The sequence below is a fragment of the Kitasatospora sp. NEAU-CNBT7 genome (assembly GCF_057220535.1).
This window is the reverse complement of sequence record NZ_JBXQQB010000006.1, coordinates 305,947-319,612: the sequence shown is the minus strand read 5'-3', so window position 1 is coordinate 319,612 and position 13,666 is coordinate 305,947. Positions and strand designations below refer to the sequence as shown.

Annotated in this window: 12 protein-coding genes; 11 read left to right on the top strand and 1 reads right to left on the bottom strand. The window is 73.1% G+C overall.

Annotation, left to right across the window (positions count from 1 at the left end):
• The first annotated feature begins 195 nt into the window (after nucleotides 1-195).
• The 4 genes from tilS to folE all read left to right on the top strand — a co-directional run bounded on the left by tilS (nucleotide 196) and on the right by folE (nucleotide 5,033).
• A complete protein-coding gene (tilS, locus tag AC2TEW_RS11445; protein WP_484623260.1) occupies nucleotides 196-1,332 on the top strand; it encodes a tRNA lysidine(34) synthetase TilS in 1,137 nt (378 codons plus the stop codon).
• Between the two features lie 65 nt (nucleotides 1,333-1,397).
• Nucleotides 1,398-1,952 (top strand): hypoxanthine phosphoribosyltransferase, encoded by a 555-nt coding sequence (hpt, locus tag AC2TEW_RS11440; RefSeq protein WP_199520378.1) that lies wholly within the window; start codon nucleotides 1,398-1,400, stop codon nucleotides 1,950-1,952.
• A gap of 234 nt (nucleotides 1,953-2,186) precedes the next feature.
• On the top strand, nucleotides 2,187-4,226 hold the full coding sequence (gene ftsH / locus AC2TEW_RS11435; protein ID WP_484623259.1) for an ATP-dependent zinc metalloprotease FtsH: 2,040 nt from the start codon (nucleotides 2,187-2,189) through the stop codon (nucleotides 4,224-4,226).
• Between the two features lie 201 nt (nucleotides 4,227-4,427).
• A complete protein-coding gene (gene folE, locus AC2TEW_RS11430; RefSeq protein ID WP_033821760.1) occupies nucleotides 4,428-5,033 on the top strand; it encodes a GTP cyclohydrolase I FolE in 606 nt (201 codons plus the stop codon).
• 199 nt (nucleotides 5,034-5,232) lie between these two features.
• Here the strand turns inward: folE and AC2TEW_RS11425 are convergent, their stop codons facing one another.
• A complete protein-coding gene (locus AC2TEW_RS11425; protein ID WP_484623258.1) occupies nucleotides 5,233-6,426 on the bottom strand; it encodes an alpha/beta hydrolase in 1,194 nt (397 codons plus the stop codon).
• Between the two features lie 565 nt (nucleotides 6,427-6,991).
• On the opposite strand from AC2TEW_RS11425, the gene AC2TEW_RS11420 reads away from it, so the two are divergent.
• The 7 genes from AC2TEW_RS11420 to AC2TEW_RS11390 all read left to right on the top strand — a co-directional run bounded on the left by AC2TEW_RS11420 (nucleotide 6,992) and on the right by AC2TEW_RS11390 (nucleotide 13,578).
• On the top strand, nucleotides 6,992-8,860 hold the full coding sequence (locus tag AC2TEW_RS11420) for a phosphatidylglycerol lysyltransferase domain-containing protein (protein ID WP_484623257.1): 1,869 nt from the start codon (nucleotides 6,992-6,994) through the stop codon (nucleotides 8,858-8,860).
• Nucleotides 8,861-8,965: 105 nt separating this feature from the next.
• Nucleotides 8,966-9,823: a dihydropteroate synthase gene (gene folP, locus AC2TEW_RS11415; protein WP_484623256.1), complete on the top strand. Its 858-nt coding sequence runs from the start codon at nucleotides 8,966-8,968 to the stop codon at nucleotides 9,821-9,823.
• 3 nt (nucleotides 9,824-9,826) lie between these two features.
• Nucleotides 9,827-10,330, top strand: coding sequence for a nuclear transport factor 2 family protein (locus AC2TEW_RS11410; RefSeq protein ID WP_051812962.1), 504 nt, complete (start codon nucleotides 9,827-9,829; stop codon nucleotides 10,328-10,330).
• 226 nt (nucleotides 10,331-10,556) lie between these two features.
• On the top strand, nucleotides 10,557-10,916 hold the full coding sequence (gene folB, locus AC2TEW_RS11405) for a dihydroneopterin aldolase (protein ID WP_484623309.1): 360 nt from the start codon (nucleotides 10,557-10,559) through the stop codon (nucleotides 10,914-10,916).
• A gap of 61 nt (nucleotides 10,917-10,977) precedes the next feature.
• Nucleotides 10,978-11,577: a 2-amino-4-hydroxy-6-hydroxymethyldihydropteridine diphosphokinase gene (folK, locus tag AC2TEW_RS11400; protein ID WP_484623255.1), complete on the top strand. Its 600-nt coding sequence runs from the start codon at nucleotides 10,978-10,980 to the stop codon at nucleotides 11,575-11,577.
• Between the two features lie 208 nt (nucleotides 11,578-11,785).
• Nucleotides 11,786-12,277, top strand: a complete 492-nt coding sequence (locus tag AC2TEW_RS11395; protein ID WP_484623254.1) for a DUF3180 domain-containing protein — start codon at nucleotides 11,786-11,788, stop codon at nucleotides 12,275-12,277.
• A 182-nt stretch (nucleotides 12,278-12,459) separates the two neighbouring features.
• The gene (locus tag AC2TEW_RS11390; RefSeq protein ID WP_484623253.1) at nucleotides 12,460-13,578 is read left to right on the top strand and encodes a hypothetical protein; all 1,119 of its coding nucleotides are present in this window, start codon (nucleotides 12,460-12,462) and stop codon (nucleotides 13,576-13,578) included.
• Nucleotides 13,579-13,666 lie beyond the last annotated feature (88 nt).

The following is a 13,666-nucleotide window of genomic DNA, read 5'->3' as shown; positions in this document are numbered from 1 at the left end:
AGTCCGAATGAACGTTTTTCCATTCACCCGTACGTGGGACGGTGGTCGTACCGGTGGCGCGGGTGGCGTAGCCGGTGACCGGATTCTGCGACCATCTGTGAGCGCATGGTGACAGAGAGCTGACCGGGTCTCCCCGTACCCGGCGGCGCTGCCTCCGGCCTGCCCGTTCCCCCCTCCGCCAAGGAGTGCATCCCCGTGGGCCCACATCCTGCTGTCGCGGCGATACGCCTCGCCGTCCGCCGTACCCTCGCCGAGCTCGCCGCCGAGGCCGGCGTCGTACCCGGCTCGCCGCCCCGCGCCCCCCGGTTGCGGCCGGCCACCGCGCCCGAGGCCGCGCTGGCCGGCGCCACCACCCTGATCGGCAACGCCCGCCGCCACCCCTCCGGCCTGCCCCGCACGCCCGCCGCGCCGGGCTCCCCGCTGGTGCTGGTCGCGGTCAGCGGCGGCGCCGACTCGATGGCGCTGGCCACCGCCACCGCCTTCGAGGCGCCCAAGCTCGGCCTGCGGGTCGGCGCCGTCACCGTCGACCACGGCCTGCAGGCGGGGTCGGCCGAGCGCGCCGGGCAGGTGGCCGAACGCCTCGGCGAGCTCGGGCTGGAGCCGGTCGAGGCGGTCACCGTCCGGGTCGGCCGGGACGGCGGCCCGGAGAACGCCGCCCGCGACGCCCGCTACGCCGCCCTCGACGAGGCCGCCGACCGGCTCGGGGCGCTCGCCGTGCTGCTCGGCCACACCCGCGACGACCAGGCCGAGACGGTCCTGCTGGGGCTGGCCCGCGGCTCCGGCGCCCGCTCGCTGGCCGGGATGCCGGCCCACAAGGGCCGCTACCGCCGCCCGCTGCTGGAACTGGACCGCGCCGCCACCCGGCAGGCCTGCGCCGCCCAGGCGATCCCGGTCTGGGACGACCCGCACAACACCGACCCCGCCTACACCCGGTCCCGGGTCCGCCACGAAGTCCTGCCGGTGCTGGAGAAGCACCTGGGCGGCGGTGTGGTCGAGGCGCTGGCCCGGACCGCCCGCCTGTTCCGCGACGACGCCGACGCCCTCGACCAGTGGGCCGCCCTCGCCGAGCCGGACCTGCGGACCGCCGAAGGCGCCCTGGACGTCGGCAAACTCACCGCGCTGCCCCCCGCCGTGCGCCGCCGGGTGCTGCGCCGGGCGGCGCTGCGCGCGGGCTGCCCGGCCGGGGACCTGTTCGCCCGTCACCTCGAAGCGGTGGACCTGCTGGTCACCGGCTGGCGCGGTCAGGGCCCGCTGCACCTACCCGGGGGAGTGGAAGCCGTCCGCCGGTGTGGCACGCTGGTCTTTCGGCGACAGGGCGACCGGCGGGCGTGAGCCCGTCCGCCGGTCCCAGGGCCGCCGCCGAACCCAGACCCCGAACGTTTGAGGACGTATCCCCGGTGGATCAGAACGACATGGGCGCCGACCTGGCGAAGGTGCTCATCAGCAAGGACGAGATCGACGCCAAGCTGGCCGAGCTGGCCGAGCGGATCGACCGCGACTACGCCGGCAAGGACCTGCTGATCGTCGGCGTGCTGAAGGGCGCCGTGATGGTGATGGCCGACCTGGCCCGGGCCCTGCACTCGCAGGTGACCATGGACTGGATGGCCGTCTCCTCGTACGGGATGGGCACCAAGTCCTCCGGCGTGGTGCGGATCCTCAAGGACCTGGACACCGACATCGCCGGCCGGGACGTCCTGATCGTCGAGGACATCATCGACTCCGGCCTGACCCTGTCCTGGCTGCTGGGCAACCTGGGCTCGCGCGGCCCGGCCTCGCTCGAGGTCTGCACCCTGCTGCGCAAGCCGGATGCGGCGAAGGTCACCATCGACGTCAAGTACGTCGGCTTCGACATCCCGAACGAGTTCGTGGTCGGTTACGGCCTGGACTACGCGGAGAAGCTGCGCAACCTGCCCTTCATCGGGACCCTGGCGCCGCACGTCTACGGCGGCTGAACGACCCGCTGAACCGTTCGGGCTACGGGTGGGAACGGTGCACCGTTCCCACCCGTTGAGCCGGGGTAGGAAAATACGTCGTGTCGTCGTGCTCTCGCCGCAGGCGAGTGGGACTGCGGTACGGTCCAATAAACCGCTCTTCTCATGAGCACATACCCGGTATGCGCCCGCGGCCCCTCGGCCGCGCAGCGCCGTTGAGTGGCAGGAGGGACGGGGCGGCAACGCCCCGCATGGATGGACGTCAAGCGATACTTCCGTGCGCCGATCATGTGGATCGTGCTGGCCGCTCTCGCCGTCGTTGTGCTGATGCAGGTCGTCTCCGACTCGGGCGGCTACAAGACGGTGGACACCGGCCAGGTGATTGCCGCCATCAACGGCAACCAGGTGAAGTCGGCGGAGATCACCACTGGTGACTCGAATCTGATCAAGATCCAGCTCAAGGACGGGCAGAAGCTCCCGGCCAACGGTTCCGGCAAGCAGCCCTCGGGCGCCAAGTTCCAGGCCTCCTACGTGTCCGACACGCAGGCCACGAACGTGTCGAACACGCTGCAGGACCAGTTCAAGTCCGGTCAGCTGCCCGACAACTACACCATCAGCCCCGAGAAGCAGTCGACCTTCATGAGTCTGCTGCTGTCGATGCTGCCGATCGTCATCATCGTCCTGGTCTTCCTGTTCCTGATGAACCAGATGCAGGGCGGCGGCTCCCGGGTCATGCAGTTCGGCAAGTCCAAGGCCAAGCTGCTCACCAAGGACACCCCGAAGACCACGTTCTCCGACGTGGCCGGCGCGGACGAGGCGGTGGAGGAGCTCCAGGAGATCAAGGAGTTCCTGCAGGAGCCGTCGAAGTTCCAGGCCGTCGGTGCCAAGATCCCCAAGGGTGTGCTGCTCTACGGCCCGCCCGGCACCGGCAAGACCCTGCTCGCGCGCGCCGTGGCCGGCGAGGCGGGCGTCCCGTTCTACTCGATCTCCGGCTCCGACTTCGTCGAGATGTTCGTCGGTGTCGGTGCCTCCCGGGTCCGCGACCTGTTCGAGCAGGCCAAGGCGAACGCGCCGGCGATCATCTTCGTCGACGAGATCGACGCCGTCGGCCGGCACCGCGGCGCGGGCCTCGGCGGCGGCCACGACGAGCGCGAGCAGACCCTCAACCAGCTGCTGGTCGAGATGGACGGCTTCGACGTCAAGGGCGGCGTCATCCTGATCGCCGCCACCAACCGCCCGGACATCCTCGACCCGGCGCTGCTGCGCCCGGGCCGCTTCGACCGGCAGATCGCGGTCGACCGGCCCGACCTGCAGGGCCGGCTGGACATCCTCAAGGTGCACCAGAAGGGCAAGCCGATCGCGCCCGACGTCGACCTCTCGGCCGTCGCCAAGCGCACCCCCGGCTTCACCGGTGCCGACCTGTCGAACGTCCTGAACGAGGCGGCCCTGCTGACCGCCCGCTCGGACAAGAAGCTGATCGACAACCTCATCCTGGACGAGGCCATCGACCGCGTGGTGGCCGGCCCGCAGAAGCGCAGCCGGATCATGTCCGACAAGGAGAAGAAGATCACGGCGTACCACGAGGGCGGCCACGCCCTGGTGGCGGCGGCGTGCAACTACTCCGACCCGGTGCACAAGATCACCATCCTGTCCCGGGGCCGGGCGCTCGGCTACACCATGGTGCTGCCGGACGAGGACAAGTACTCCACCACCCGCAACGAGATGCTCGACCAGCTGGCCTACATGCTGGGCGGCCGGGCGGCGGAGGAGCTGGTCTTCCACGACCCGACCACCGGCGCCTCGAACGACATCGAGAAGGCCACCGCCACCGCGCGGGCCATGGTCACCCAGTACGGCATGAGCGAGCGCCTGGGTGCGATCAAGTTCGGCTCCAGCGAGTCCGAGCCCTTCCTCGGCCGTGAGATGGGTCACCAGCGCGACTACTCGGAAGAGGTCGCCGGGCTGGTGGACGAGGAGGTCAAGAAGCTGATCGAGACGGCGCACAACGAGGCCTGGGAGATCCTGGTCGAGAACCGCGACGTGCTCGACAACCTCGTCCTGGAGCTGCTGGAGAAGGAGACGCTGAACAAGGAGCAGATCGCGGAGGTCTTCACCCACGTGATCAAGCGCCCGCACCGTCCGGCCTGGACGGGCTCCTCCCGGCGTACCCCCTCCACCCGCCCGCCGGTGCAGTCGCCGAAGGAGCTGGCGCTCAGCAACGGCATCGCCGTGCCGGCCGTCGACTCCCCGTCGGTGGACGTGCACAAGCTGCCCGAGGGCCCGGCCGAGAGCTGAGCCACCCGGCCCGCCACCGCGGGCCGGCCGTACGGAATGGATGCCGCGTCACCGGGGTTTGTACCCTGGAGGCGCGGCATCCGTGCTGCTCGGCCCGATGTCGGGCCGATACCGGGCCCGGTGGGCCCCGGCCCGACCGCTCGTGTCGGACCGCCTCCGCCGGACCGTCCCCCTCCACTCCGTCTGCCAAGCGAGGCACGAATGATCGACCCGGTGACCCTTGAGGGCGAAGCCGTCGTGGGGCCCTTCGACCAGAAGCGTGCCGAGAACGCGGTCCGCGAACTGCTGATCGCGGTCGGCGAGGACCCGGACCGCGAGGGCCTGCTGGAGACCCCGGCCCGCGTTGCCCGGGCCTACCAGGAGATATTCGCGGGGCTGCGGCAGCGCCCGGAGGACGTCCTGACCACCACCTTCGACCTCGGCCACGACGAGCTGGTGCTGGTCAAGGACATCGAGGTGTTCTCCACCTGCGAGCACCACCTGGTGCCGTTCCGCGGCGTCGCCCACGTCGGGTACATCCCCGCCGTCACCGGCAAGATCACCGGGCTGTCCAAGCTGGCCCGGCTGGTCGACGTGTTCGCCCGCCGCCCCCAGGTGCAGGAGCGGCTCACCAGCCAGATCGCCGACTCGCTGATGCGGATCCTGGAGCCGCGCGGCGCCATCGTGGTGATCGAGTGCGAGCACATGTGCATGTCGATGCGCGGCATCCGCAAGCCCGGCGCGACCACCACCACCTCCGCCGTCCGCGGCCAGCTGCGTGACCCGGCCACCCGTGCCGAGGCGATGAGCCTGATCATCGGCCGCTGACCCGGCCGGGCCGGCCTGCGGTCGGTACACCCGACGGCGATGGCCCGTACACCCGACGGCAGTGGCCGGCCGCTTCGAAGCGGCCGGGCCACGCCGCGTGGTGGGGGGGATCCGCCCAACGTCGTCGTCCAACACGCCTCATAGAGATCCTAGTCAGCTACAAGCAGCCCTCCCACTGCCGGGTGGTGGGGAGGATCCGCTACTGGGCGCCGTCGCGCTCGCTGATCCACTCGAAGGTGCTCAGCCGGTCGCTCATCCACTCCAGGGCGGCCGGCAGCTCGCGCTTCCAGGCGTCGAAGTTGTGGCCGCCGTCGTCCAGGAAGTTCGACTCGACCTTGAACTCGGGGTGGGCGTCGGCCACCTGCTTGGCCACCGCGAGGAAGTCCTCGGTCGCCTTGTAGTTCTCCTCGGTCCTGGTGCTGACCACCAGCAGCGAGGTCCGCGGGGCCGGCAGGTTCTGCAGCCGCCAGGTGAGGTCCGACTGGTTGGCCAGCGCGGTGTCCCCGTGGAAGAGGTCCCCGCCGGTGAAGCTGTCGTTGGGCACCTCGTAGTCCGCGTGCAGGGCGGCCGCCGCGGAGAAGTACTCGGGGTGCCGCATCGCCAGGCGCAGCGCGCAGCTGCCGCCGGTGGAGTACCCGAGCACCCCCCAGGTGGCCTCCGAGTGGCCGACCCGGTAGGCGGAGCGGATCGCGGTCGGCAGGTCCTTGCCGAACCAGGTCTCGGTCTTCGGACCGCCGACGACGTCCACGCACTCGGTGTTGCGGGGCGGTGCGACGGTCGGGCGGGCCATCACCACGACGGCGGGCAGGGTCCGCCCGGCCTTGTGCAGCGCGGACTCCGTCTGCGGCAGCTGCAGGCTGTCGAGCAGGTGCAGGGACGTGCCGGGGAAGCCGCCGATCGCCAGCACGGCCGGGAAGCGCACCTTGGCGTACTGCGGGGAGAAGTACTCCGGGGGCAGGTAGACGAACACCTGGTCCGAGAGGCCGGACTCGGGGCCGTTCACCCGGACCGACTCCACCTTGCCCACCTCCTCCGGAGTGCCCGGCGGGAGCAGGTCCTTCACGGTCTCCATGCCGCCCTCGGTGGTCGGCTCGACCAGCTTCGCGGGGTCGGGCGGGGCGCCGCGGGGGGACGAGGACCCGGCCAGCGCGAGCGGGGCGCCGCCGGGGCGCAGCAGGTCGTCCCAGGAGGTGTAGAAGCCGAAGGAGTTGTTCACCGAGAGCGCGAGCACGGCCAGCACCGAGACCTGAACCACGGTCAGCAGGCCGAGCCGGCCGAGCATCGGGAGCGGGCGCTGCCCGGCCAGCCGGGGCCACAGCCAGAGGGTGGCGACCAGGCCGACGACGGCCAGTACGCTCAGCGAGTACACCAGCGCGGTGCTGGTCAGTTTCATCCGGGGTCGCCCTCCCTGGGGAAGTTGTCGGGCCAGGGTTCATCGTGCGCCGGGTGGTGGGGTGCGGCCAGCGGGGCTGGTCTGACCGGGCGTCAGGTGTGGGCCGACCGGTGCCGGCGGGGCCGGTGGGGCGCCGGTGGGGCGCCGGTGGGGCGTCGGTGGGGCGTCGGTCGCGGGCCGGGGGGTCGCCGCCTGCGAACGGGCGCAACCGAACCCCTAGAATGCGTCGTCCACCGTGTGGAAACGCGTCGGCGGGGGTCTTTCGGTGCCGGTGCGGCCATGCTGGACCCATGCCGGTGCCATCGCCGGTGGCACCTGTCTCCTGTTTTTCGCGCTGCCGAAGTGCGTCCCGGACCGGCCGTCCCGCCGGTCCGGAGCGGACCCGGCATCACCCGTCCCCAGGCTCCGACGGCCGGGGAGCCCCGCGTCCCGGGCCGGTCCGTACCGGCCGTTGGGGCTTTCTTGACGTGCGGTTTGCCAGACCAAGGAATAGCCATGAAGGTCCATCACAGTTCCTCCTCCGGAGTGACAGGACAGTCCCGGACAGCCTCTAGGCTGAGCTTCCATGAGCGTTCCCGTGTCCGTTGAGCCGTCGTCCGAGCAGCCCCGCCGCCGGGGTCTGCAGACGCTCCGTACCCAAGCCGCCTCCGTCCCGCGCGCCTGGCTGCCGGGCGCGATCGGCTACGCCTGCCTGCTGATCGGGCTGCTGGACATCTGCAGCGCGGTCTTCCCCAAGCTGCGCCACACCAAGGTGCACACCTTCGCCGGGCAGCTGCCCGGGACGACCACCACGCTGGCCGCGGTCGGCACCCTGATGATCGGCATCCTGCTGGTGCTGCTGGCGCACGCCCTGCGCCGCCGCAAGCGCCGGGCCTGGCGGGCGGTCTGCGTCCTGCTGCCGCTCGGCGCCGCGCTGCAGGCGCTGCGCTGGCACCAGCCCGGGCCGTGCGTGGTCGCACTGGTGCTGTTCGCCGTGGTGCTCGTGCACCGCAGGGAGTTCTACGCGAAGGCCGACCCGCGCACCCGCTGGCGGGCGGTGGCCAACCTGGTCGTGATGGGGATGGTCAGCATCGGCCTCGGCCTGCTGATCGTCTCGGTCCACCCGAAGTCCGAGCTCGGTGACCCGAGCCTGGTCGAACGCTTCCAGGAGACGCTCTACGGGCTGTTCGGTTTCGACGGCCCGATCCGGTACGGCAGCGACCGGATCAGCGACCTGGTGGCGTACTCGCTCGGCGCCCTCGGGCTGCTGACCGCCTTCACCACCGGGTACCTGGCGCTGCGGCCGGAGAAGCCCGAGCCCGAGCTGACCCCCGAGGACGAGGTCCGGGTCCGCGAGCTGCTGGCCCGGCACGGGCAGCGGGACTCGCTCGGGTACTTCGCGCTGCGCCGGGACAAGAGCGTGCTGTTCTCGCCCTCCGGCAAGGCGGCGATCTCCTACCGGGTGGTGTCCGGCGTGATGCTGGCCTCCGGGGACCCGGTGGGTGACGTGGAGGCCTGGCCCGGAGCGATCAAGGTCTTCATGGCCGAGGCGCGCGAGCACGCCTGGGTGCCGGCCGTGATGGGGTGCAGCGAGGTCGGCGGCGAGGTCTGGACCCGCGAGGCGGGGCTGGACGCGCTGGAGCTCGGCGACGAGGCGATCGTCGACACCTCGGCCTTCTCGCTGTCGGGTCGCGCGATGCGCAACGTGCGGCAGATGGTCAAGCGGATCGAGCGCAACGGCTACTCCTGCAAGGTGCGCCGGGTCGGCGACCTGACGCAGGCGGAGAAGCGGCAGATCGCGGACGCGGCGGCACGCTGGCGCGGTACCGACACCGAGCGCGGGTTCTCGATGGCGCTCGGACGCTTCGGCGACATCGGGGACGACGACTGCGTGGTGGTCACCGCGCACAAGGCGCCCGAGTCGGCCGAGGGCGACGCCGGTACGGCCGCCTCCGGCGCGCCGGGCGACGACCTCAAGGCGGTGCTGCACTTCGTGCCGTGGGGGCCGGACGGGATCTCGCTGGAGCTGATGCGGCGTGACCGGGAGGCCGATCCGGGCCTGAACGAGCTGCTGATCGTGGCGGCGCTGCAGGAGGTGCCGGCGCTCGGTGTGCGGCGGGTGTCGCTGAACTTCGCGATGTTCCGCTCGGCGCTGGCGCGCGGTGAGCGGATCGGCGCGGGGCCGGTGCTGCGCGCCTGGCGCGGGCTGCTGGTGTTCCTCTCGCGCTGGTTCCAGATCGAGTCGCTGTACAAGTTCAACGCCAAGTTCCAGCCGGAGTGGGAGCCGCGGTTCCTGGTCTACCCGCAGACCCGGGACCTGCCGCGGATCGGCTTCGCGGCGATGCAGGCGGAGGCCTTCATCACGCTGGGGATGCCGCGGTTCGGACGCAAGCGGCAGCGGCAGGGGCTGATGCCGGAGACGGCGACGGTCGGTGCGGTGACCGAGGCGGCCTGACGGGCACCGAAGGACGGAAAACGGACGACGGATGACAGATTTCAGAATCTGTCATCCGTCGTCCGTTTTCGCTCCTCCCCCCACCCGCCGCTCGATAATGACCCCATGAACAACCCTCTCCCCGGTCTCCCCGCACTCGGACGCTGCGCCGTCATGGGCGTCGTCAACGTCACCCCCGACTCCTTCTCCGACGGCGGCCTGTGGCTCGACCCGGCCGCCGCGGTCGCCCACGGCCTGGCACTGACGGCCCGTGGGGCGGACCTGGTGGACGTCGGCGGCGAGTCGACGCGCCCGGGCGCGCAGCGGGTCACCGAGGAGGAGGAGCTGCGCCGGGTGGTCCCGGTGGTCCGGGAGCTGGCCGCCGCCGGGGTGACGGTCTCCATCGACACCATGCGGGCCCGCGTCGCCGAGCAGGCCGTCGCCGCCGGCGCCCGCCTGGTCAACGACGTCTCCGGCGCCCTCGCCGACCCGGCGATGGCCGAGGTGGTGGCCGCCACCGGCGCGCCGTTCGTGGTGATGCACTGGCGCGGCCAGTCGGCGGACATGGACAGCCTCGCGGTCTACGGCGACGTGGTCGCCGACGTCACCGCGGAGCTGGCCGCCCGGATGGCGGCGCTGCTGGCCGCGGGCGTCAAGGAGGAGCAGCTGATCCTCGACCCGGGCCTCGGCTTCGCCAAGACCAGCGAGCACAACTGGGCGCTGCTCGGTCGGCTCGACGCGCTGACCGCGCTCGGCCGCCCCGTCCTCGTCGCCGCATCCCGCAAGCGCTTCCTGGGTACGCTGCTCGCCAACCCGGAAACCGGGGAGCCTCGCCCGGCCCGGCAGCGCGACGACGCCACGGCGGCCGTGTCGGTGCTCTCCGCCCGGGCCGGCGCCTGGGCCGTCCGGGTGCACGACGTCGCCGGCACGGCCGACGCCGTACGAGTGGTCGCGGCCTGGGAACGGGCCGCACAGAGGGGGTAAGGCGTGGCAGAAGCGGCGAGCGGCAACGACCGGAGCAGCAACCCGGCCGCGGCTCCGGAGTCGGACCGCGAGGCGGTCCTGGCCGCCAACCGGGCCCTCTACGAGGCGCTGGAGACCGGCGACCTGGAGGCCGTCGAGTCGATCTGGCTGGGCCCGTCCGACGCGGACGACAAGACCGGCGTGGTCTGCGTGCACCCCGGCTGGCCGGTGCTGCGCGGGCGGGCGCAGGTCACCCGTTCGTACATGTTGATCATGATGAACACGGAGTACATCCAGTTCTTCCTGACCGACGTCGAGGTGGAGGTCCAGGGTGACGTGGCGCTGGTCACCTGCACCGAGAACATCCTCTCCGGCGGCGAGGCCGAGGAGGAGGGCGAGCTCGGCCCGCTGGTCGGCGGGAAGGTCGTCTCGACCAACCTGTTCCGCCGCACGGCCGACGGCTGGCGGCTCTGGTCGCACCACGGCTCACCCGTCCTGACCAGCGGCGACGACGAGGACGAGGACTGACCCGGGCGGCCGTACCCGAGCGGGTGCCGTAGGCCGCGCGGATGTCCGCCGGGCGGCACCGAACGTTCACGTCAATCGCCGATTCGGCGTGCGTGGCGCCCCGCCGTGCCGGGTAGACGGTCAGGCGGTGTCCTTGCTCGCGGGTAGATTCGGGGGCAGCGGGCGACGGAGCCCGCCACCACCCTGCCCTGCGCAGGGGCCGAATCTGGGAGAAGTGATTCGTTTGCTGGACCGCGTCACCCTGCGGGGCCTGCGTGCCCGGGGCCACCACGGCGTCTTCGAGCGCGAGCGGATCGAGGGCCAGACCTTCGTCGTCGACCTCGTGCTCCACCTGGACACCCGGCCGGCCGCCGCGGGCGACGACCTCACGCGCACGGCCCACTACGGCGTCATCGCGGAGGAGGTCACCGCCGTCATCGCCGGTGAGCCGGTCGATCTGATCGAGACCCTCGCCCAGCGGATCGCGGACCAGTGCCTCACCCACGAGGCCGTCGAGGAGGTCGAGGTGACCGTGCACAAGCCGGACGCCCCGATCACCGTCCCGTTCGACGACGTCACCGTCACCATTCACCGGGGCCGCGCATGACGTGCGCCGCCCCCATCTCCAGCGGCCGCAGCCTCCCGCCGCCCCGAGCAGAGGGATCTTGATGAGCACCAGCGACCCGACCGCCACGCCGACCACGTTCGACCTGGAGCGCCGGGTGGACTGCGCCGAATCCACCCTGCACACCACGCGCTCCGCCGTGGTCGCCCTCGGCAGCAACCTCGGCAACCGGCTGGAGACCCTGCAGGGCGCCGTGGACGCGCTCGCGGACACCCCCGGCATCAGGATCACCGCGGTGTCCGCCGTGTTCGAGACCGAGGCCCTCGGCGGCCCCGCCGAGCAGCCGAACTACTTCAACGCCGTCGCCGTGCTGCGCACCAGCCTGCCGCCGCGCGACCTGCTGGACCGCGCCAACGCGGTCGAGGACGCCTTCGGCCGGGTCCGCGAGGTCCGCTGGGGCGCGCGCACCCTGGACGTCGACATCCTGTCCTACGAAGGGGTGGTGAGCGAGGACCCGGTCCTGCTGCTGCCGCACCCGCGGGCGCACCAGCGGGCGTTCGTGCTCGCGCCCTGGCAGGACGCCGACCCGTCCGCCGAGGTGCCGGGCCAGGGCCCGGTCGGCCCGCTGCTGGACGCGCTGGCCGGCCAGCCCGGCCAGGTGGTGTGGCGCCGCGAGGACATCCGGCTCACCCTCCCCGAGTAGGGCGTCCGCGTCCGGTACCGGGTGGCCGTGCGCCGGGCGGCCGTGCGCCGGCCGCCCGCGGGCCCGGTGGCCCCGCCCGCGGGCGGCCCGGGAACCTTCGACCGGTCACGGCCGTACGAGTAAGTACTGCGGGGGCTCGGCCCGGTACGGTGTCCTGGCCGGGGGCCCGCCCCCGGCCGCCGGGATCGTCGGGAAGGACCCCCTCCGCGTGAAGCCGCTCCGTCTCCGCCTGCTGCTCGGTATCGCCGCAGTGGCCGCGGTGCTGTCCTGGGCCGGTGCCAAGGTGTGGGACGCGCGCGGCACGCTGCCCGGCGTGCCGGTCTTCGCGCCCATCGTGCTCGCCGGGATCGCGGTGGTCCTGCTGGCGACCGCGCTCTCGCTGCGGTCCCGCCTGAAGGCGGTGCGCGAGCGGCGGCCGGACGCCAAGGGCGTCGACCCGCTGGGGGCGGCCCGGGCCCTGGTGCTCGGCCAGGCCAGCGCGCTGGTGTCGGCGGTGGTGTCGGGCGTCTACGCGGGCATCGGGGTGGTGCTGCTCGGCCAGCTGGACATCGCGGTCCGCCGCTCGCAGGCGATCACGGCCGGCTTCGCGGTCCTGGCGGGTGCGGCGGTGATCGCGGTGGCGCTCTGGCTCCAGCACATCTGCCGGCTCCCCGAGGACCACAACGGCGCCCCGCCCGGCCGTCCCGCCGCCCACCGCTGACCCCGGGCGCCCACCGCCGTCCGCCGCCGCCCGGTCCGGACCGGTCCCGCCCGGGCCCGCCCGCCCGGCGCCGGTCGCCGACCGTAGTCCGGTCGGGGCGCGGAGTAGTGGCGCGGAAATGTCAAGGGCTGAATGAGTGGCGCGGCTGACAGCGGCCCAATTCGCACGCTAGTTTCTTTGGCATGTCTCGCGGACGCCACCGTCATTCCTCGTTCCTCGGCCGGTCGCTGCCCCCGGCCGCCACCGGTGTTCTCGTCATCGCGGCGCTCGCCGCCCTGGTGGCGAGTCCGGACCAGATCGTGGCCCGGTCGGTGGGTGTCGCGGCGGTCTTCGCCGCGATCGGCCTCGGCATGGTGCTGCGCCAGCGCGACAAGGCCGCCCGGGCCGCCGCCCAGCTCGCCATCGTCCAGCGGCTGCGGGCCGAGGAGCGGTACGAGGAGCAGCTCGCCGAGGCCGAGTACGCGGCCGAGGTGGCCGAGGAGCGGGCGACCAGGTTCGGACGCCGGCTGACGGCGGAGAAGTCGCGGCTGGCGAAGGCCGAGACCCAGATCGCCCGGCTGCTGCGCGAACGCGCGGTGGCCGTCGCCGAGCAGGCGCTCAAGGAGGCGGAGGCGGCCCAGCGCGCGCTGGCCGCCTCCCGGCCCGCCCACCCCGTCACCCCGGCCGCGTACGTGCGCGCCGCGGCCGTGCTGCGGCAGCTGGAGCGCAAGGCCGGCGCGGCCGAGGCGCGCCGGGAGAGCGAGAGCCGGGCCGCGCTCGCGACCCGCCCCTACCTGCCGGAGCTGGTCGCCGCGGGCGCGGTGGCCCGGACGGCCCCGGCGGCCCCGGCGGCCCCGGTCCGTGAGCGCGCCGAGCGCCCGGCGGTCGCCGCCGCCCCCGAGCGGCCGGTGCTGGCGGCCCCCGGCGCCGCCACGGCGGGCCAGGGGCTCACCCCCGCCGCGACGGCGGCGGCGGGCGGTGCCGAGCGGCAGCGGCCGCGCCCCGCCCAGGCGGGTGGCGGCCGGGGCTCCGGCTTCAGCTTCTTCGGCCGCCAGGGCGCGGCCCGCGCGGCCGCGGTCCGGGCCGCCGCCCCGGCACCCTCGGTGGGCGACCTGGCGGACGTGGTCGGCGACGAGGCGCTCGCCGCGAGTGCCCGTTACGCCGTGCCGCCGGCCCTGGCGGGCGAGCAGCCGGCCGAGCAGCCGGCCCGGCGCTCCGAGGAGGCCGAGCCGGACCACGGCCGCCCCGAGGTGGTCGACCTGACCCCGGAGGACGAGACCGAGCTGCTGGAGCTGCCCGAGCTGAGGTCCGGCCGGGCCTGAGCGGCCGGGCGCGGCGCGCACGACGGACGGGCGGTGGGCCGGACCCCCAGAGGGCGGGAAACCCCCACTGCTCCCCAAAACAAAGGTG

Bases quoted from the DNA above. Each gene is read 5' to 3' on its own strand.
- AC2TEW_RS11420 (WP_484623257.1), top strand. From the start codon at position 6,992: ATGAGCGTTCCCGTGTCCGTTGAGCCGTCGTCCGAGCAGCCCCGCCGC.
- folE (WP_033821760.1), top strand. From the start codon at position 4,428: ATGATCGACCCGGTGACCCTTGAGGGCGAAGCCGTCGTGGGGCCCTTC.
- AC2TEW_RS11390 (WP_484623253.1), top strand. From the start codon at position 12,460: ATGTCTCGCGGACGCCACCGTCATTCCTCGTTCCTCGGCCGGTCGCTG.
- folP (WP_484623256.1), top strand. From the start codon at position 8,966: ATGAACAACCCTCTCCCCGGTCTCCCCGCACTCGGACGCTGCGCCGTC.
- folK (WP_484623255.1), top strand. From the start codon at position 10,978: ATGAGCACCAGCGACCCGACCGCCACGCCGACCACGTTCGACCTGGAG.
- AC2TEW_RS11425 (WP_484623258.1), bottom strand. From the start codon at position 6,426: ATGAAACTGACCAGCACCGCGCTGGTGTACTCGCTGAGCGTACTGGCC.
- ftsH (WP_484623259.1), top strand. From the start codon at position 2,187: ATGGACGTCAAGCGATACTTCCGTGCGCCGATCATGTGGATCGTGCTG.